This window comes from Blautia difficilis (assembly GCF_014297245.1).
In the GTDB taxonomy this organism is placed as follows: domain Bacteria; phylum Bacillota; class Clostridia; order Lachnospirales; family Lachnospiraceae; genus Blautia_A; species Blautia_A difficilis.
The window spans coordinates 15,428-35,370 of sequence record NZ_JACOQG010000024.1; the positions used below are offsets into that span (position 1 = coordinate 15,428).

Annotated in this window: 21 protein-coding genes; 5 read left to right on the forward strand and 16 right to left on the reverse strand. The window is 43.8% G+C overall.

What is annotated here, in order from left to right; genetic code table 11:
- Positions 1-234: 234 nt before the first annotated feature.
- The 3 genes from H8Z82_RS12955 to yedE form a co-directional block, all read right to left on the reverse strand.
- The gene (locus H8Z82_RS12955) at positions 235-477 is read right to left on the reverse strand and encodes a DUF3343 domain-containing protein (protein ID WP_008706323.1); all 243 of its coding nucleotides are present in this window, start codon (positions 475-477) and stop codon (positions 235-237) included.
- On the reverse strand, positions 474-680 hold the full coding sequence (locus tag H8Z82_RS12960) for a sulfurtransferase TusA family protein (RefSeq protein WP_117674275.1): 207 nt from the start codon (positions 678-680) through the stop codon (positions 474-476). The genes H8Z82_RS12955 and H8Z82_RS12960 overlap by 4 nt, the downstream gene beginning before the upstream one ends.
- 89 nt (positions 681-769) lie before the next feature.
- Entirely contained in the window at positions 770-1,852 is a 1,083-nt protein-coding gene (yedE, locus tag H8Z82_RS12965; protein WP_120062029.1) for a YedE family putative selenium transporter, read from the reverse strand.
- A gap of 247 nt (positions 1,853-2,099) precedes the next feature.
- On the opposite strand from yedE, the gene H8Z82_RS12970 reads away from it, so the two are divergent.
- Positions 2,100-3,263 carry an aminotransferase class V-fold PLP-dependent enzyme gene (locus H8Z82_RS12970; protein ID WP_186995345.1) on the forward strand — a complete coding sequence of 388 codons (1,164 nt, stop codon included), beginning with the start codon at positions 2,100-2,102 and terminating at the stop codon, positions 3,261-3,263.
- Between the two features lie 44 nt (positions 3,264-3,307).
- A complete protein-coding gene (locus H8Z82_RS12975) occupies positions 3,308-4,204 on the forward strand; it encodes a selenium metabolism-associated LysR family transcriptional regulator (protein WP_186995346.1) in 897 nt (298 codons plus the stop codon).
- 236 nt (positions 4,205-4,440) lie between these two features.
- Here the strand turns inward: H8Z82_RS12975 and H8Z82_RS12980 are convergent, their stop codons facing one another.
- The 3 genes from H8Z82_RS12980 to cobI are packed head-to-tail and all read right to left on the reverse strand — an operon-like array spanning position 4,441 to position 6,722.
- Positions 4,441-5,172 (reverse strand): ABC transporter permease, encoded by a 732-nt coding sequence (locus H8Z82_RS12980; RefSeq protein WP_186995347.1) that lies wholly within the window; start codon positions 5,170-5,172, stop codon positions 4,441-4,443.
- Positions 5,173-5,187: 15 nt separating this feature from the next.
- On the reverse strand, positions 5,188-6,030 hold the full coding sequence (locus H8Z82_RS12985) for an ABC transporter ATP-binding protein (RefSeq protein WP_019162898.1): 843 nt from the start codon (positions 6,028-6,030) through the stop codon (positions 5,188-5,190).
- Complete coding sequence (gene cobI, locus H8Z82_RS12990) at positions 6,027-6,722, reverse strand: precorrin-2 C(20)-methyltransferase (RefSeq protein WP_186995348.1); 696 nt, start codon at positions 6,720-6,722, stop codon at positions 6,027-6,029. The genes H8Z82_RS12985 and cobI overlap by 4 nt, the downstream gene beginning before the upstream one ends.
- A gap of 252 nt (positions 6,723-6,974) precedes the next feature.
- Between cobI and H8Z82_RS12995 the strand changes: the two genes are divergently transcribed.
- Complete coding sequence (locus tag H8Z82_RS12995) at positions 6,975-7,523, forward strand: hypothetical protein (protein WP_186995349.1); 549 nt, start codon at positions 6,975-6,977, stop codon at positions 7,521-7,523.
- A 15-nt stretch (positions 7,524-7,538) separates the two neighbouring features.
- Here the strand turns inward: H8Z82_RS12995 and H8Z82_RS13000 are convergent, their stop codons facing one another.
- The 3 genes from H8Z82_RS13000 to H8Z82_RS13010 form a co-directional block, all read right to left on the reverse strand.
- Positions 7,539-8,447 carry a mechanosensitive ion channel family protein gene (locus H8Z82_RS13000; RefSeq protein ID WP_330607967.1) on the reverse strand — a complete coding sequence of 303 codons (909 nt, stop codon included), beginning with the start codon at positions 8,445-8,447 and terminating at the stop codon, positions 7,539-7,541.
- A 129-nt stretch (positions 8,448-8,576) separates the two neighbouring features.
- Positions 8,577-8,855, reverse strand: a complete 279-nt coding sequence (locus H8Z82_RS13005) for a DUF1294 domain-containing protein (protein ID WP_186995351.1) — start codon at positions 8,853-8,855, stop codon at positions 8,577-8,579.
- Positions 8,856-8,881: 26 nt separating this feature from the next.
- On the reverse strand, positions 8,882-9,115 hold the full coding sequence (locus H8Z82_RS13010; protein WP_186995352.1) for an HPr family phosphocarrier protein: 234 nt from the start codon (positions 9,113-9,115) through the stop codon (positions 8,882-8,884).
- 142 nt (positions 9,116-9,257) lie between these two features.
- Between H8Z82_RS13010 and H8Z82_RS13015 the strand changes: the two genes are divergently transcribed.
- Entirely contained in the window at positions 9,258-10,154 is an 897-nt protein-coding gene (locus H8Z82_RS13015; RefSeq protein WP_019162904.1) for a LysR family transcriptional regulator, read from the forward strand.
- 23 nt (positions 10,155-10,177) lie between these two features.
- Here the strand turns inward: H8Z82_RS13015 and H8Z82_RS13020 are convergent, their stop codons facing one another.
- The 7 genes from H8Z82_RS13020 to dapF all read right to left on the reverse strand — a co-directional run bounded on the left by H8Z82_RS13020 (position 10,178) and on the right by dapF (position 18,671).
- Positions 10,178-12,337 (reverse strand): Tex family protein, encoded by a 2,160-nt coding sequence (locus H8Z82_RS13020; RefSeq protein WP_186995353.1) that lies wholly within the window; start codon positions 12,335-12,337, stop codon positions 10,178-10,180.
- A gap of 43 nt (positions 12,338-12,380) precedes the next feature.
- Positions 12,381-13,403: a DUF975 family protein gene (locus H8Z82_RS13025; protein ID WP_186995354.1), complete on the reverse strand. Its 1,023-nt coding sequence runs from the start codon at positions 13,401-13,403 to the stop codon at positions 12,381-12,383.
- 123 nt (positions 13,404-13,526) lie between these two features.
- Positions 13,527-14,735: an aspartate kinase gene (locus H8Z82_RS13030; RefSeq protein ID WP_186995355.1), complete on the reverse strand. Its 1,209-nt coding sequence runs from the start codon at positions 14,733-14,735 to the stop codon at positions 13,527-13,529.
- 29 nt (positions 14,736-14,764) lie between these two features.
- On the reverse strand, positions 14,765-15,979 hold the full coding sequence (locus tag H8Z82_RS13035) for a homoserine dehydrogenase (RefSeq protein WP_186995356.1): 1,215 nt from the start codon (positions 15,977-15,979) through the stop codon (positions 14,765-14,767).
- 4 nt (positions 15,980-15,983) lie between these two features.
- Positions 15,984-16,439, reverse strand: coding sequence for an ACT domain-containing protein (locus tag H8Z82_RS13040; protein ID WP_019162909.1), 456 nt, complete (start codon positions 16,437-16,439; stop codon positions 15,984-15,986).
- Positions 16,440-16,592: 153 nt separating this feature from the next.
- A protein-coding gene (prfB, locus tag H8Z82_RS13045; protein ID WP_173743590.1) for a peptide chain release factor 2 occupies positions 16,593-17,703 on the reverse strand; the annotation gives its coding sequence in 2 pieces (ribosomal slippage) (positions 16,593-17,627 and positions 17,629-17,703; 1,110 coding nt in all).
- A 119-nt stretch (positions 17,704-17,822) separates the two neighbouring features.
- Positions 17,823-18,671 (reverse strand): diaminopimelate epimerase, encoded by an 849-nt coding sequence (dapF, locus tag H8Z82_RS13050; RefSeq protein WP_186995357.1) that lies wholly within the window; start codon positions 18,669-18,671, stop codon positions 17,823-17,825.
- Positions 18,672-19,057: 386 nt separating this feature from the next.
- On the opposite strand from dapF, the gene H8Z82_RS13055 reads away from it, so the two are divergent.
- Positions 19,058-19,909, forward strand: a complete 852-nt coding sequence (locus tag H8Z82_RS13055; RefSeq protein ID WP_186995358.1) for a helix-turn-helix domain-containing protein — start codon at positions 19,058-19,060, stop codon at positions 19,907-19,909.
- Positions 19,910-19,943: the final 34 nt, after the last annotated feature.

The following is a 19,943-nucleotide window of genomic DNA, read 5'->3' on the forward strand; positions in this document are numbered from 1 at the left end:
ACTTCCGTTTTTATATTATGATATAAGAATTGCGGGAGCTGCTTTGCAGCGGAGCAATTCGTAGATATCAATGACCCTAACTGAGGCTTTTATACCTGTGTAGTCGGATTTGCAGACAAGCGAATGGTATAGTTATTTCCCACATTGAAACAAAATTGCGCGTCTGACTCTCATCATTGGAAAATAACGAGAATGCGACGCGCAGTTATTCAAAGGATGAACTGAATGATATTTTTATTCTTCATCCGCATGATAAATCCCCACATAGCCCTGCGGTTCTACTCTGACAATCTGCTCGACTTCCTCCGTTTTCTCTGGGAAGTCCGCTTCTGTATGAAATCTCACACAGGTTCCGCAGGAGGAGCTTAAATCTCTTGGGACCGGCATGACTTCTGCACTCAGATTCATTGCCTGGCAGTTTCTTCGAAACTGGATAGCTCCATAATGGGAATAGAAGGTTGCTATATATGTGATCATTTTTTAAGTTTCAGCAGGATATCATCTCCCTGCTCTGTTGCCTGTACCTGATATCCCTGATGTGTTGCAAATCTGGATACATTCTCTTTTGCAACTACGTTATCAACCAGAATCTCATATTCTTTGTCTCCGGATTCCATTGCATTCTTTGCACGGATCACTGGTTCCGGACAGGATAAACCTCTTGCATCTACTTTCTTCATTCGTCTCTCTCCTTTTAGAGTGTGTCTAAAAAAATACTTTCCGCAAAATGAGCGTATTAATTGCGGAAATGATGTCTGCATTCCGACAATCAGGCTTCTTCTTTTCTCATGGAGTTCACTGTCGCAATTACAGCAACTACCACAATCCCAATAATAACTGCAATCTTTCCGTTTGCTGTAGGACCTTCACCGGAAGATGCCAGTCCGAAGTTATGGGCAAAAGCGGCACCTGCCATCAGACCGAGAACAGTCACAGCGGAGTCTGTATTTCCCTCGCCTGCAAGAATAAGCTGACGAAGCGGACATCCACCGAGGAGAATACATCCAAAGCCTGCCAGATACATTCCCAGTGCGTTCCACAGTCCATCTGTGTGTGCAATCGGCTGTCCCGCAAATCCCGGATTGAAATAGGATGTTCCTGTAACTGCACCGAGAATCAGATTCATTACCAATGCTGTCACAAGAATTGCAGCAAAGCCGAACAGTAATTTATATTCTTTGAAAAGTACCGCATCACGGATACCGCCGACCATACACAGACGGGTTCTCTGAGCCAGGATACCAACAATAATTCCTGCTGCCAGTGCGATAATGATTGCAGCATGTTTTGCTCCAGGTCCGCCTTCCGGCTCTGTGAAATGGATAAATGCAGGTGCAGCTACCAGCAACAGAAGCATCACGATCTGGAATGCAGGATAAATACCACCTTCCAGCTTCGGCATCTTATAAGAACGTTTCAGTGTGTAACCTTTCTTCAGGAAAACAGTTCCTGTAAGAATACCGGCTACAAATCCAACAAGTCCAAACAGAGCATTTCCGTCTCCGCCTGCCAGACGCAGAATCATACGGAATGGACATCCAAGAAACATCAGACATCCGATCATAACAAATGCGCCAAGTGTAAATCTGGTCACAGGTGCAGAGCCGCCTCTTGGACGAAATTCTTTCTTAGCAAGTGAAATGATACATGCTCCAAGCACCAGACCAATGATCTCCGGGCGGATATACTGAACTGCTGCCGCTGAATGAAGTCCCAGCGCACCTGTGGTATCTCTCAGGAAACAGGCAATACAGAAGCCCATATTTGCCGGATTTCCAAAAAACACCAGAATTGCAGCAATCAGACCGATCACGCCTCCTGCCAGAACTATGGTTCCCTTTTCGTTTTTCATTTATTTCTTTCCTCCTTTTACACTGACTTTTTTTGTTGTCAGCACAATTTCTTTGTATCTATTTTATCATTTTTATGCTGAAATCACTAATTCATTATAGCCATATTTTATAGTTATTTATAGAAATCTTTTATAAGTTGTGCTATACTACAGATAAGATATGATATGATGTTAGGGTCAAAAAGTATTTTTTTCCTAACTTGATATCCACAAATTGCTATATATAAAAATCGGGGGATTTGTTACTATGAATAAAATATATCTGGATCAGGCAAGTACGTCTTTTCCCAAGGCACCATCTGTTGCACAGGCAGTTTATGATTACCTGTCAGGCTCTGCTGTGAATGTGAATCGGGGAGGATACCGGGCAGCTTATTCTGTGGAGGAGCAGATTTTTGAGACAAGAGAACAGCTTCTGAAGCTCTTTCACTTTACTTCCGGAAAGGGTAAGAATGTTATTTTTACAGAAAATATCACTGCCAGTCTGAATGTTCTTCTGAAAGGACTTCTGAACCCCGGCGATCATGTACTTGTAACTGCCATGGAGCATAATGCAGTGATGCGTCCTCTTGTACAGCTGGAGAAACACGGAATTTCTTTTGACAGGATCCCATGCGCTTCTGACGGCAGTCTTCTGCTTGATAGAGCAGCTGCACTCCTTCGTCCTGAGACTAAGCTTGTGGTCTGTCTTCATGCTTCCAATGTATGCGGAACTGTCATGCCTGCACAGGAAATCGGGAATTTCTGCAAAGAACATGAACTTCTTTTTATTCTGGACACTGCACAGACGGCAGGAACCATTGACATTGATATGGAGAAATATCACATAGACGCACTGGCATTTACAGGTCACAAGGGACTCAGAGGGCCACAGGGAACAGGTGGCTTTCTGATCCGCAATGAACTGGCAGCGCAGATCGATCCTCTTATCAGCGGCGGAACAGGAAGCGCCTCTCATTCTGAGGAAGTACCGGCATTTCTTCCGGATCGTTTCGAACCCGGAACTCCCAATATCCCGGGGATTCTGGGACTTCATGCCGCACTCTGTGATCTGGAGAAACAGTCCATGGAAGAAATCCGCCAACATGAATTAATGCTGACACAATACTTTATAGATGGTATCCTGAATTTGGATCCTGAGGAAAAATTCCTGCGTATTATCGGTAAAAAAAATATTGAAAACCGTTGTGCAGTTGTATCCGTCCAGACCTTACATATGGACATGGCTCAGGCCGCCTTTGAGCTGGACAGTACTTATGGAATTATGACAAGAGTCGGCCTTCACTGTGCACCAAACGCACATAAAACTCTTGGAACATACCCGGAGGGTACTCTCCGTTTTTCTTTCGGACCTGAGAATACAAAGCAGGAACTGGATATTGCTTTAGATGCATTATCCGCATTACTATAGCAATCCTCGTACATCGTTTTCGTACATAAAAGGAGATTTTCACAATGGAATTTAAACAGTTAGAAGCATTCGTCGCTGTCGTGGATTACGGCAGCTTCTCAGAGGCGGCCCGCCGCCTCTATCTGACTCAGCCTACGATCAGTGCTCATATACGTTCTCTGGAAGATGAACTGCATATGAAACTGATCATCCGCACTACAAAGAAAACAACGATTACAGCCAAAGGCTACCAGCTTTATGACAGTGCAGTCCGTATGCTGGAGATCAGAAATAATCTGCTTGAGAATTTTACAGGTGCCCACAAACATATGATAGATCTGGCTGCATCTACCATTCCTTCTTCTTATCTTTTGCCGGAATTGCTTGCTGCTTTCGGAAAAACGCATCCTGATGTTTATTTTCACTCCATACAGTCAGACAGTTCAGAATCCATCAGCCGGGTACTGGACGGAACTGTAGATCTGGCTCTGGTAGGCCAGAATACACGTGATGAGAGCTGCGTGTTTATTCCTTTCTGCCATGATGAGCTGGTCATTGCAACTCCTGTAACAGATCACTATCTTGCACTCAAGGACAGGGAAACACCCTCTATTTTTCATGATTTCCTGAAAGATCCTATTATCCTCAGGGAAAAAGGCTCCGGCACAAAAAAAGAAATGGACCTTTTTCTGGATCGCATAGGCATCACAACAGGCAATCTGAATGTGATCGCCCGCATGAATGACCTGGAAAGCATCAAAAAGTCCATTGTTAATGGTCTGGGAATCTCTATTCTTTCATCACGCTCTGTCACTGACCTGCAGAGGACAAAGCAGATTCTTGTCTTTCCGCTGGAGGAATCTGCTCATAAGCGCAGTTTCTATATTGTCTACAGCAAAAACAGGATTCTGAAACCCTATGTAAAGCAATTTGTGCAGTTTGCGCGAGACTATTATATGTAACTGTTATCTGCCGCACAAAACTCATATCAATTTTCATAATATCAAAATTGTAATTCTGGAGCATTCCAAAGGAAGAATATCCAGATCCAGTTCGGAAATATGTCCGCTGTCCTCCAGTTCACCTGCCAATGTCGCTTTATCTATATATGCATTCACATTGATATATAATGCATAACCAGATCAAGGAGGAGCACAGGCTCCTCCTTGTCAGTCAGTTACAGATTTTTTTCTTCTTATTACAGGTTTTTCTTCTTATAAATAAACCATGATGCTGCTACAGTAAACACCAGCAGATAAAGAAGCAGAATCCCAATACCGGTGTAATTCACCGCCTCACCTGATGAAATGCTTCTCATCAGATGGCTGGTCTGGGATAATGGCAAGGCTGATACAAACTTGCCTACAAATCCTGGAAGTTTCTCTGTTGAGAAAAAGGTGTTACATAAATATGCCATAGGCATAATGATATAGTTGGAAAATCTCGGCACATCTGCGTGGTTTTTTGCCAGAAAGGACACCACCACACCAACGGCTGAGAATACTGCTCCGTTCAGGAACATCACAAGAAATGACCAGCCGTTGAAGATCAGGCCTGTCTCGATTGGTGCTGTAAGGAGCAGGATAATTCCTCCTGCATACAGTCCACGCAGACTTCCTCCGATAATCTGGCCTGCGATAAACTGCCATAAGGGTGTGGGGGAGATCATCACCTGATCAAAAGCCTTCTCATACAGTCTCTGCACATTCAGGTTCTGCGCAATGGCATTAAAGCTTCCATTCATAGTTGTCAGAGATACCACACCCGGAATCAGAAAGTTCAGGTATGGCTGTCCATGAGAAGTGGTCTGGATTCCCATTCCGAATACGATCAGATACATTAACGGTGCGATCATTGCCGCCAGTGTGATCTTATAGAAATCCCGGCGGAATTCTACCCACTTCTCCCATAATATTGTTATAATTCCCATGTTCTTTCTCTCCGGTTATTTTGTATTCAAATGCTTCCCGGCTCTTTCTACAAAGACGTCTTCCAATGTGGTCTCACGAAGAGAAGCCTGCCCTGTAAGTCCCTCCAAATACCGGATAGCATCCTGTCGTGTATGGAAATAGTGATTCTGTGTTCCATCCGCTGTCATTTCGTCCACTGCATAAGCACCAAGACTCTCGATCAGTGCTGACGGAGTACTTACCTCCTCCAGCTTACCATGATCCATCAGTGCCACACGATTGCAGAGACTCTGTGCTTCTTCCATGTAATGCGTAGTCAGCAGAATGGTCAGGTTTTTCTCATTCAGTTTTCGCAGAAGATTCCACATCTGTCTTCTGGAAAGAGCATCCATACCTGCTGTGGGTTCATCCAGAAGCAGGATCTCCGGATCTGTCAGTAATGCCCGGCAGACCATCAGCTTACGCTTCATTCCACCGGAAAGCTTGCGGACTGTACGTTTGCGGAACTTCAGAAGATCGCAGAACTCCAGAAGTTCTTCTGTTCTTTCTTTTATCTGCTTCCGCGGCATAAAATAGAGCCGTCCCTGGTATTCCATGATCTCATCCATATTCATATCCTGACGCATGGAATATTCCTGGGTGATCACACTGATCTTTCTCTTCAGATCAGGACGTTTTCTTGTAAGCTGCTGACCGTCTATAAGGATTTCTCCCTTTGTCGGAAGAAGAAGGGTTGACAGCAGGCTGATGGTCGTTGTCTTGCCTGCTCCGTTCGGCCCGAGAAGACCAAAAAACTCCCCTTTTTCAATTTTCAGGTTCAAAGAATCCACGGCTGTAAAATTGTCAAAGGTTTTTGTCAGATCTCTGGTCTCGATCATAATCCTCCATCCTGTTCCTTTGCAATGATCAGGGAATAATAGCCTGCATCATCCGGAATTTCTTCTACACTGTTGTAAATATGCTCATCCGGCATTCCACAGTTCTCCACCATACGGATATTGCGTCCGCTTTTTGCCAGAATTTCCTTTACCTGATTCATCTTTTTACCTGATTTCATCAGCACATAGGTACCCGGCTGATCCAGCTCACTATCCAGACGGTGTACTGCCGGCTGTACATGTAATGGCTGATTCCACTCTGTGAGAGGAATATTCAGTCTGGCTGCTGTGGCACAGAAAGAAGTAATGCCGCTCACAAGTCCGGTCTCATAGCCATCAGCTTCTACTCTCTTCTGTACATAAGTAAATGTGGAATAAATGGTAGGATCCCCAAGAGTCAGAAATACCACATTCTTTCCTGTATCCAGAACAGCCTCCAGAGCTTTGGCTCCCTTCTCATGATTGATTTCAAGCTCCTGTCTGTCATGAGTCATTGGCATATAAATGGGCAGAAGTTCCTTGTCTGCAAGCTCCGGTACTGCCTGGACTGCGATCTTGTATGCCACTGTTTCCTTCACATCTGCACCCGGAACTGCAATCACCTCATTTTCCCTGATCATACGGACTGCCTTCAATGTCATAAGTTCCGGATCTCCAGGGCCAACTCCTACACCATATAAAATTCCTCTCATCTATCTTTTCCTCCTGTGTTTTCAGTTTTCATATTCGCACGTATTCTCCATTATACTAAAACAGCAGTTTTTTTTCAATAAGGCACCCGTTTTTCTCTATATATTTCCAAATATATTGCTGTTCACTCCGTTCACAGTAACATTTACATAACCATTCAGGTATGTTATAGTAGAAAGCACCACGGCTTCCGGCAATTTTCTTACAGTCCGGAATCTGAAAATCTGAAATACAAAGAAAAGAGGAATTAAAAAATGATCAAAAGATCCCATAAATTCTACTCCATACTGTGTATGGCTTCCATATTTTTTTATATTCTGATCTCATCGAGCCTGTGCTTTGGCGCTTCCGAAGCAAAGGGAATAGAATTCGACAAGGATGATGGTGAATATTCTATAGAAGTGGAGCTGGAGGGCGGCAGTGGCAAGGCCAGCGTCACCTCTCCCACTCTTATTACTGTAAAAAATAAAGCTGCCACCGCCAGAATCCAGTGGAGCAGCTCTAATTATGATTATATGATCGTAGACGGTGAGAAATATCTGCCTGTCAATGAGGATGGCGGAAATTCTGTTTTTGAAATACCGATCCTGGCTGTAGATGAGGAAATGCCGGTGATTGCAGACACTGTAGCTATGGGTGCTCCCAGGGAAATCCAGTATACTCTTACCTTCTACTCTGCCTCCATCGGCTCCAAAAGCCAGATGCCCCAGGAAGCAGCCAAGAGAGTGGTTGCAGTGGCATTGGTGATCATAATAGGCGGAGGCATCCTGAACTACTTTGTAAATAAAAGAAACCGTTGTTAATGATTATCCATCATCTTATTCTTCTGTTTTCTGTTTTTTAACATGAATCTGCAGCTGATTATAGGGAATCTCAATACCATTTGCGTCAAAGGATTCCTTGATCAGCTCATTCAGGCGCCATTTTGCCGGCCAGTATTTATCTGTGGCCACCCACACCCGTAATCCCATGATCACAGCACTTTCTCCCAGCTCATCCACAAATACCACCATTCCTTTGTCATCCTTAGTATCTTCATCATTGTGGAGAATATCCTCCAGAAGCTCTTTTGCTTTATGGATATCTGCATCATAGGAAATTCCAACCTTAATCTCCAGCTTTCGCAGATCCCTGGCAGTCACATTGGTAATAATACTGCTTGACAGGGTTCCATTTGGGATCACAATATGCTTATTATCAATAGAAATCAGAGTAGTATAACAGATTTCAATTTTATATACGGTACCCTCACATCCATTCTGCTGGGCAATGATAATATAATCTCCTATCTGAAATGGCTTAAACGTAAGAAGAAGGATACCGCCTGCAATATTTGCCAGTCCACCCTGCAAAGCCAGACCTACAGTTACACCGGCAGTACCCAGAAGGGCCGCCACTGAGGACTCTTTCACTCCAAAATGCGTAGCAATGGTAAATACCAACAGAATATAGAGGCAAACCCTCAGCAGAGAGCCGATAAACTGCACAACTCCTTTGTCTACAGAAGCCTTTTCCATAGAGGCCTTGATCAGATAGATGATCCATTGGATCACTTTCCTGCCTCCTATAAAAATTAGGATCGCAGCTACAACCTTCAGTCCAAATTTCGTAAGCTCAGGCATATAATCCGTAAAATATTGTCTGTAATTATCTAATGTATTAACTGCCTGCTGCACTTCCTGTTCCAAACGATCTACTCCCCTTTCCTGTTCTTCAAAATCAGCCAACTTTTGATTCCAATATGATAGCATAACACGGACCATACTATGTAACAAGAATTTATTTCTGTTCGGGAACCTGTACTGAAATAATCTGAAGAGAGAAAATCCCCGCCAGCCCGGCGGGGGATTCACTCTCTATCTCTCCAATATAAATGTTAATGCACATTGGATAACCAGTATCAGGGGGATACCCAGATAAAATTTTGCTTTTCTTGTTTTGTGGTGAAAAATATACATTCCCATCCAGGCTCCCAGGGAACCTCCTACTGCTGCCAGAAGCAGTAGCCGGGATTCAGGAATGCGCCATCTGCCCGATCTCGCCCTCTGCTTATCTATACCATAGACCAAAAACGTACAGATATTAACAGCGATCAGATACACCCAGATTGGCTGTGCTACTGTTATTCCTGTCATAATCCCTCCTGTCCGAACAGTTTCCGTCAGCTCTGCAGGCTCAGGACAACTGCCTCAAAATTCTCGTCAAAACCGTCGTATTTCAGTTCCAGAGGCTCTTCCACACCCAGACTTAACACGCCCAGGATAGACTTGGCATCAATAAAAAACTTTCCTTTTGCTACAATATCAATATCAAAGGGACATTTCATTGCCGCACTTACCAGCTTCTTTGCTTCTTCCACATCATTGATCCTGATCATTTTGTTTGTCTCTTTCATATTTCATAATCTCCTGATCTTATACTTTTTTGTTGCTTTTTCGTCCACGTGGTATTATACTTGTTACCACATCTGAATACCAACATAAAATTTCTATATCAGTTATCGCAAATTTATATATTTAAGAAGGAGTTTATCACGCATGATCCTTGATTATTATCGTATTTTTTACTATGTTGCTCAGTATAAAAGCTTTTCCAAAGCTGCGGAGGTAATGGGAAATAATCAGCCCAATATTACCCGCTGTATGAACATTCTGGAAAATGAGCTGGGCTGCAAACTGTTCATCCGCTCCAACAGAGGTGTCCAGCTTACAGTAGAAGGAGAACGCCTTCATAACCATGTGTCCATCGCCATGGAGCAGCTTGTGGCCGGAGAAAATGAACTTCTGAAAGAAAAGGGGCTGGAAAGCGGTCTGGTAAATATCGGAGCCAGCGAAACTGCCCTCCGCCTGATCCTGCTGACAGAGCTGGAATCCTTTCATCACCAGTATCCCCATGTAAAGCTGCGCATCTCCAACCACTCTACCCCACAGGCAATACAGGCTTTGGAAAATGGTCTGGTGGATTTTGCAGTGATCACCACACCTATCGCATTGAAAAAGCCACTGCAGAGAATCCCCCTCTTTTCTTTCCGCGAGGTTCTGCTGGGAGGACCGGAATTTGCAGATATAGCCTCCACTCCTCATCACCTGGCAGATCTCCAGGATATCCCTCTGGTGGGAATCGGTCCCGGTACCAGCACTCATGAGCTCTATACTCAATTTTTTATGCGTCACAATCTGCCTTTTTCACCGGATATGGAGGTTGCCACCACGGATCAGGTATTCCCCCTGATCCAGCACAACCTGGGCATTGGCTTTTTTCCGGAGGCTCTGGCTGCCGAACATATTGCCATGGGAAAAGTTGTGCAGATTCCACTTCTGGAAGCTCTGCCCGAACGAAAAATCTGTCTGATCCGCAATGTAAAACGTCCCCAGAGTATTGCTGCCCGCTGCCTGGAAGAGCACCTTACCTCACACCGTGAAAAGGCAGAATAACAAATACACAGGTAGCAAAGCTTTTATTCATTCAGCCCCTTCATAGACAGGCTGATACGTTTCTTCTTCAGGTCCACGCCAATTACCTTTACATCCACAACATCTCCCACGCTCACTGCTTCCAGTGGGTGCTTGATGAATCTCTCTGTCATCTGGGAAATATGTACCAAACCGTCCTGATGTACGCCAATATCTACGAAAGCACCGAAATCAATAACATTACGGACGGTTCCCTTCAGAATCATTCCTTCCTTCAGGTCTTTCATTTCCAGCACATCAGAGCGGAGAATTGGCTTGGGCATATCCTCACGAGGGTCACGGGCCGGCTTCTCCAGCTCCTTCACAATATCCCTGAGGGTGATCTCACCGATTCCAAGTTCTTTGGCCATCTTCTTATAATCCCTTACCAGAAGTGAAAGCCCCAGCAGATTTCCTGCTGCAACATCCTTTGTCTTGTAGCCCAGCTTATCCAGAAGTGCACCTGCAGCCGCATAGCTTTCAGGATGTACGCTGGTAGCATCCAGCGGATTCTTTCCTCCTGAAATACGCATGAAACCGGCACACTGTTCATATGCCTTTGGTCCTAATTTAGCAACCTTGAGAAGCTCTTTTCGGTCTGTAAACTGTCCATTTTCCTCTCTGTAAGCTACAATATTCTTTGCGATCACCTTACTGATACCTGAAATATACTCCAGCAGGGAAGCAGACGCTGTATTCAAATCAACGCCAACCTTATTTACGCTGTCTTCTACCACACCGCTCAAAGCCTCATCCAGCTTTTTCTGGTTCATATCATGCTGATACTGGCCTACACCAATGGATTTTGGGTCGATCTTTACCAGCTCAGCCAGCGGATCCTGTACTCGTCTGGCAATGGAAGCTGCACTTCTCTGTCCCACATCAAAGTTAGGGAATTCCTCTGTGGCAAGCTTACTTGCAGAATATACAGAAGCCCCTGCCTCGTTAGTGATCACATACTGTACCTTCTTCTCCGGAATCTCCTTGAGCATATCTACGATCACCTGCTCAGATTCACGGCAGGCAGTTCCGTTACCTACAGAGATCAGGGAAACCCCATATTTATCAATCATTTTCTCTACCGTATCTTTGGCAGCGCGGATTTTCTTCTCTGTGGTAGGCGCTGTAGGATATACCACTGTAGTATCCAGAACCTTTCCGGTTGCATCTACAACAGCCAGCTTGCAGCCTGTACGGAATGCAGGGTCCCAGCCCAGCACAACTTTCCCTGCAATTGGAGGCTGCATGAGAAGCTGCTCCAGATTTTTGCCAAATACATGGATAGCACCATCCTCTGCCTTGTCTGTAAGATCACTGCGGATTTCTCTCTCAATTGCCGGACCAATAAGACGCTTATAGCTGTCCTCTGTCACTTCCTTCAGAATCGGGGTAGTATTAGGATTATCACCGGTGATCACTCTTTTGTTCAGATAGCGGAGAATATCCTCCTCCGGTGCGTTCACCTTTACAGTGATAAATTTTTCCTTTTCTCCTCTGTTTAATGCCAGAATTCTGTGACCTGCAAGCTTTTTCACCGGCTCTTCGAAATCATAATACATTTCATATACAGATTGCGCTTCCGGATCCTTGGCTGTGGAGGAAATGCTTCCGTTTTTCGCTGTCAGATTACGGATATAAATACGGTAATCTGCCTCATCGGAAATACGCTCTGCAATAATATCTTTTGCGCCGTTTAAAGCCTCTTTTACATTCTTAACGCCCTTTTCTTCAGAAACATAGGCTTCTGCTTCCTCTTCCACTGTCTTGTCTGTCATCTGCTGCAGGATAATATCAGCCAGAGGCTCCAGTCCCTTCTCTTTTGCAATGGTAGCACGGGTGCGGCGTTTCGGACGGTATGGACGATAAAGATCCTCTACCACTACCAGGGTCTGGGCATCCAAAATCTGTTTCTTCAGCTCAGCTGTCAGTTTACCCTGATCCTCAATGCTCTTTAATACCTGATTCTTCTTATCCTCCAGATTTCTCAGATAAGACAGCCTCTCATAAAGGGTACGGAGCTGCTCATCATTCAGAGAACCTGTGGCCTCTTTTCTATATCGTGAAATAAAGGGGATCGTGTTTCCCTCGTCAATCAGCTTAACTGCAGCTTCCACCTGCCATTTTTCTACTTTTAATTCCTGTGTAATTACCTGAATAATATCCATATAGTTTCTTCTATTCTCCTCTTATCGGTTTACTGTATAATGCTTACTTGATTCGGTTAAAGTATTCATCCCAGGGTTTTGGCTCGTTGTCCTCTTCCTCCGGTTGTTCTTCCTGAGGTTTCTTTTCCTCCTGAATTTTCTCTGCTGCCTGTGGCTGTTCTGTGCTTTCGTTATCCGCACTTTCCTGAGGTTCAGGATCCGGCTGTATATTCCATAAGTCTGCCTTCTCAGCTCTGTTGTCCTGGTCTGCCTCTGAATTTACAACTGCATCTGCCTCTGTATCCACGGATTTAAAGTATGGTTCCGGCTGATAACCATAAGTCGAAGACTCAGTTTCTCCCGGTTTCTTCAATTCCCCTTTCAGATCACGGTAGAACATGGTCTCTGTCATAGTCATATAAGGCAGGATCCATAAAAGTGCAATATAAAATGTAAAAACAGAAAGGAACATAAGTGGAACAAAGCTAAGCTTCAGCAGAAAATATCTCCAGAAATTTCCTCTCATCATCTCTATGCTTTCCTTCAGTGCATCCATCCCCTTTGTCTGAGGATTATCGGCCAGAATATAATAGGTCATTTCCAGCGGAATCGTAATGATCTCATAAACAACAGTTCCGATGATCATCAGCACCCCACTTTTCGCAGCCATCTCCATCAGCAGATTCATATCTGGGATATCTGTAGGAAGTGAATATTCATAAATCGTATACGGAAGCATGGTCAGCACATTGATAAATGCCAGCACAAAGGTTGCTGTGATCACTCTGTCCGGATATTTCTTAAAGAAATAAAACAGATCATTCAGTGAATACTCTTTGTTTCTGGCAATGTTCAAGTACATATAGATCATTCCTGCCGAAATCACATTGATCAGAATACTGATAATAAAACTGAATACATATCCCAAAGCTACATTCAGCTTAGAATTTTCCGGAAATAATACGCTGGAAATCCATCCGCTTCCAAAACTTAAAATGATCAATACAACAAATGCCAGGATCACGGTTCCCATCTTTTCCGCCAATGCCTCCCGGGCACGTTTCTTTAATTCTTTTGTTGGTGTCATGAAAAACTCCTCTTCAATAACTAACCTGCGATGTCATAATCTTTATAACGCCGCAGGTTTTGCAGGATTCTTATCATCAGCGGATAAAATCATCCGCTTCGCTATTTGCCTGATTCAGTTCTGTCAGTCTGCCAGATTAAATGCATCATGTACAGCATTCATGGCACGTACTCCATCCTTCTCACTGATCAGCACAGTTACACGGATCTCAGAGGTGGAGATCATATTAATATTCACGCCCTCATTATAAAGGCTTTCAAACATTTTTGCGGCAACACCGGGATTACTCATCATCCCCGCACCTACGATAGAAAGCTTGGCGATATTTCTCTCTGCATGGAGCTCCACATATCCCAGACGTGCCTGATTTGCTTCCAGCACTGCCATGGCATCATCCAGATCATTCTCATTGACCGTAAAGGAGATATCCTTGGTACCCGCACGTCCGATAGACTGCAGGATTACATCTACATTGATATTCTTTTTTGCAAGTGTATCAAATAATTTAAAAGCAACACCGGGGGTGTCCTTCAATCCGATTACTGCGATCCGCACTGCATCTGTATCCAGCGCCACACCGCTGATCAACATTCTTTCCACTGTAACTTCCTCCTTTACTACAGTTCCCTCGCTGTTATTCAGGCTGGAGCGCACAACCAGCGGCACTCCATATTTTTTGGCCATTTCCACGGAACGGTTATGAAGTACCCCTGCACCAAGAGTTGCCAGATCCAGCATCTCATCATAAGTGATCTCCTTAAGCTTTCTCGCCTTTGGAACCTTACGCGGGTCTGCAGTGTATACACCATCCACATCCGTATAGATCTCGCAGGCATCTGCATGGAGTGCTGCTGCCAGAGCTACTGCTGTTGTATCGGAACCGCCTCTTCCCAGAGTAGTATAGTCATCATATTTATTGACTCCCTGAAAACCGGTGACAACTACAATTTTCCTGTTTTCCAGTTCTCTTTTAATACGTTCTGTATCAATTCTTTTCAGTCTTGCATTCCCATGGGTACTGGTAGTATGCATGGAAACCTGAAAAGCATTCAGGGATACAGCGGGAATTCCCAGTTTGTCCAGTGCCATAGCCATCAATGCCACAGACATCTGCTCTCCGATGGTAAAAAGCATATCCATCTCTCTTTTAGGAGGTTTCTCATTTACATCCTTTGCCATAGTGATCAGTTCATCTGTATATTTTCCCATTGCAGACAGAACTACCACCACATCGTTTCCCTTCCTGTACTCTTCCACGCAGCGGGCAGCCACATTGAAAATACGTTCTTTATTTGCAACAGAAGTTCCGCCAAATTTCTTGACAATCAACATTATTTCTTACTTCCTCCATTATCCCTATATCAGTCTTTCACTCTGATTTTTGCAAGGACTTTATCCCCCAGCTTTTCAGCCTTCGCACAAAATTCTCCCTGTGTCATGTCCGTTGTAATAAAAGCACATTCCTCCGGCAGCTGATCCAGACAGATCATCTCTGCATTTTCAAATACTTCCTTCGCTTCCTCTGCAGCTTCTCTTTTGACTCTTACAAAAAATCTTCCGGATACCTGATCCAGTGGTCTCAGCTTTGCAGGAGTACTGTTCCAGTTGGTAAAAATATTAGTATGGAGATGCTTGGCAGCGTCTACAATATCTCCCACTACTGCGCTTGCAGTAGGAAGCTTACCTGCACCACTTCCATAGAACATGGCATCTCCCAGCATATTTCCATGTACAAAGACTGCATTAAATACATCATTCACACTGTAAAGAGGACTGTCCCTGCCAATCAGGAAAGGAGCTACCATTGCATAGCAGGTATCATCCTCATTTCTGCGGCTTGTACCCAGAAGCTTAATGGTTCTGCCCAGCTTTGCAGCATACTCCATATCCTCAGGTGTAATTTTAGTGATGCCCTCTGTGTAAATATCCTTATAATCAAAATATTCACTGTATGCCAGAGAAGACAGGATTGCTATTTTGCGGCATGCATCATAGCCCTCCACATCTGCTGTAGGATCTGCCTCCGCGTAGCCCTTCTGCTGTGCTTCCTTCAAAACAGTATCAAACTCGCATCCCTCTGTACTCATTTTATAAAGCATATAATTCGTAGTACCATTAAGGATACCTGTTACCTCATCGATCTCATCTCCGGTAAGAGAAGAATTGATCACACGGATAATCGGAATACCGCCGCCGCAGCTTGCCTCAAATAAGAAGTTAATGCTCTTCTCTCTGGCAATCTCCATCAACTCCCGTCCCTTGTCTGCAACCAGTGCCTTATTGGAGGTGCAGACATTTTTCCCTGCCAGAAGTGCTTTTTTGACAAAAGTATACGCAGGCTCCACGCCTCCCATTACTTCCACAACAATATCCACTTCCGGATCATTAACAATCTGTTCGTAATCGTGAACCAGGATTTTCTCCACCGGGTCTCCCGGAAAATCCCTCAGATCAAGAACATATTTAACATTGATTTCCTGTCCGGCACGTTTGTTAATACTCTCGTGGTTTGTATTGATAACCTCTACCACACCGCTACCTACTGTGCCGTATCCCAAAACTGCTACATTGATCATTTTTTTACTCCCTGCCTAATATTTTCAGATAGTGAATTCCCTCACTATGCTCAATGGTATCCACCATTCCCTCTGCATCTCCCTCGCCCGGAAGAATATCCACACTCAACGTAAGTGTTGCCACTCCATTAATGGGAATACTCTGATGAATGGTAAGGATATTTCCATGAAACCGGGCAATTGTCTGCAGGACAACGGACAAAAGTCCGGGCTCATCATCCATCTGGATGATAAATGTGATGGTTTTTCCCTTGGTTTCCTCATGGAAAGGGAATATATCATCCTTATATTTGTAAAAGGAGCTCCTGCTGATATCGGTCTGCTCTGCTGCGTCCTGAACTGTGCTGACTTTGCCGGAATCCAGAAGCTTTTTCGCCTCTACTACTTTCAGAAGGACTTCAGGCACTGCCCGCTCCCTCACTACATAATATTTCTTCTTTTCTGCTGGAGTTTTTGACATATCTCTCTCCTGTCTGTTTCTTAAAGACATTTGTTTTTATACACTGGATATGTTACCATACACAACTTAAATCTGCAATCATTTTATAAATAAAAGAAGCTGCCGCAACAGACACATTGACAGCAGCTTCAGACACTCAATCTCTAAATGCGCTTATTTTTTCAGTGCGATCCATTTCAGATATGCATTGATGAAAAGATCAATGCCTCCATCCAGCACTGCATCCACGTTTCCGGTTTCCTCGTTGGTACGATGATCCTTGACCATAGTATATGGCTGCATAACGTAAGAACGGATCTGGTTGCCCCAGCCGATATCTGTCACTTCTCCACGGATACCGGAAAGCTTTGCTTCCGCTTCCTGCTGTTTGAGAAGATACAGTTTGGCTTTCAGCATCTGCATGGCTTTGTCCTTATTCATATGCTGGGAACGTTCATTCTGACACTGTACCACAATTCCTGTAGGAAAATGTGTAATACGGATAGCAGAAGACGTTTTGTTGATATGCTGACCGCCGGCGCCACTGCTTCGGTAGGTATCAATACGGATATCCTCATCATTGATCTCCACATCCAGATCCTTCTCAATATCCGGCATAACATCACAGGATACAAAAGAAGTCTGACGCTTACCTGCAGCATTAAAAGGAGAAATACGTACCAGACGATGTACACCCTTCTCAGATTTCAGATATCCATAGGCATTGGTTCCGTTCACCTGGAAGGTTACTGACTTAATACCAGCCTCATCTCCGTCCAGATAATCCAGTACCTCCATAGAAAATCCCTTCTTATCTGCCCAACGGCAATACATACGGTAAAGCATACTACACCAGTCACAGGCCTCTGTACCACCTGCTCCGGCATTCAGCTTGATAATGGCATTCTCACTGTCATACTCTCCGGAAAGAAGCGTCTTGATCCGGATACTGTCAAAGTTCCTCTGGAATTCATCCAGCATTTCCTGGATCTCAGGAATCAATTCCGGATCGTTCTCCTCATAACCCATTTCAATCATGGTTTCCATATCCTCCATCTGCGTTACCAGACTCTGATAGGTCTCCATGTCATCCTTCATATCTTTTAATTCTTTCATCTTCTTCTGGGAAACTTCTGCATCATCCCAGAAATCCGGCGCTTCCATCTCACGCTCTAATTCTTCGACCTTCTGCTCTTTATTAGCCAGGTCAAAGTGAATCCCTCACTTCCACTAATGGTTCTGTGTATGTTGCAAGAATGCTCTTGAACTGATCTAATTCAACCACAGCTTCACCCACTTTCTTATTTTATTTCAATTTACTCACTCTCTGGTGGTAACTCTCCAAAGATAATAGCATACCATTGAAAAAAATACAAATGAAATCTGTATGGAAAATATCAATCCTTATGAGAAAAAGCTTTCTGCCACACTGACATCTGCAATGTACCCTACAGTTCCTGTCATATAGATGGTCTCATCCTCTGCAATGTCGATCTGTATCATACCGCCAGGCTGGTTTACATTAATCCTGGATTCTACCAGTCCCAGCTTATAGGCTGCCATTGCCGCCGCACAGCTTCCGGTACCGGATGCCTTGGTATATCCGGAGCCCCTCTCCCAGATCTCAATATCCAGATTTCCTTTATCAATCTGATGGCAGATCTGCAGATTCATTCTCTCCGGAAATTCATCTGCATTTTCTACATAAGGTCCCAGGTTCTTTACCTGATCTTTACTGACCTGATCTGTAAAAATAATACAGTGGGGATTTCCTACTGTCAGGCAGGTAGCCTTATATTCCTTCTTATTAAAAATAAAGGATTCATTAATCACTTCTCGCATTTCCCCTGTTACAGGAATTTCCCTGGAAACAAAGGAAGCCTTTCCCATATTTACCCTGAATTCCGTGGCACGGCCATTCAGACATTCAACATGAATGGTTCCTGACAGAGTTTCAATATCAAATTTTTTCTCTGTCACATATCCCTGATCCATCAGATATTTGGCAAAAATGCGGACTCCGTTGCCACTGATCGCAGATTCACTTCCATCTGCATTATAAATGCGGACACCCAGCTTTCCTTCCATCTCCACCGGTCCATACAACACACCATCTGCGCCAAGTCCGAAACCTCTCTGGCAGAGAAGTGCCACTTTTTTCCCCTGAAGCTCTACTTTATTTTTCTTTGGATCCAGGATCAGATAATCATTTCCAAGTCCTTGATATTTACTCATAATAATTGTATGATTCATAATTTTATTCCCCTTTGCCTTAACAATGAAAAAAAAGTCAAAAAATATTTTGCATCCAGTTTTATTTTCTATTATTATATATTTAATTTTTTACTATGTATATAGATTAAACTGCGCTTTATATTGCAAATAGTGCTGTAATAGCACAAAAAAAGACTGCCATACCAACTTCCTGATATCACAGTCTTTCCCATACGCATCACCTGCCTATTCAGTTTTCTATTTCTTTACCCATTCGAAATAGTTACAAAGCTTTTCTATTAACTTTGTGTTTTTATGATACTATTATCTTTATCTAATGTCAATATTTTTATAGCATATTTTTTCATCTTACTCTTGCAGTATTACAAGGGCAAATGATATGATATGGAAAGGAGGATTGATAAATGTTTTTCACAGATCAAAATGAACCATCCGAAAAAACAGGATATCTCAACGAAGCCTTCCGCCTTTTTCATCTCAGGGATCAGACCAGCCGAGAGTTTTCCTGGCATTATCATGATTTTCATAAAGTAGTGATCTTTCTCTCCGGCAAAGCCACCTACCATATTGAAGGCAGGTCTTACCCTCTGAAGCCCTGGGATATTCTTCTTGTAGACAGACATGCCATTCACAGACCGGAGATAGATTCTTCTGTTCCTTATGAACGCTTTATCCTCTGGATCCAGAATGATCTTCCCCATCAGGAACTACTCAGCTGCTTCCAGAAGGCCAGAGACCGCAGCTACAACCTTATCCGCCTGAGCTCCGATCTCCAGGAAAAATTAAAGGAAACTCTCTTCCAGCTTGAGGATTCTGCCAGAACCCAGGCCTTCGGACAGGAGATCCTGACCCAGGCGCTATTTCAGGAATTTATGGTATATCTCAACCGGATTTTTCTGGAAAAACAATATATTTATGACAAGAAGTCCTATTCCTACGACTCACAGATTGCCAGCATTCTTCAGTATATCAATCACAATCTGCAGGCAGACCTGTCTGTGGAAAAGCTTGCTGCCAGATATTATGTGAGTAAATATCATCTTATGCGCAAATTTAAAGAAGAAACCGGATATACCCTTCACAACTACATCGTAAACAAACGACTTCTCATGGCCAGGTCCCTTATTGACCAGGGAATGCCTGTGATCAAGGCTGCCCAGGAAAGCGGGTTTGCAGAATACAGTACTTTTTCCAGAGCCTATCGCAAACAATTTCAGCAGTCTCCCGGAGCATCTAAAAAGCAGCAGACTCTCTGAGTAATCCCAGAGTGATCTGCTGCTTTTTTCTTAC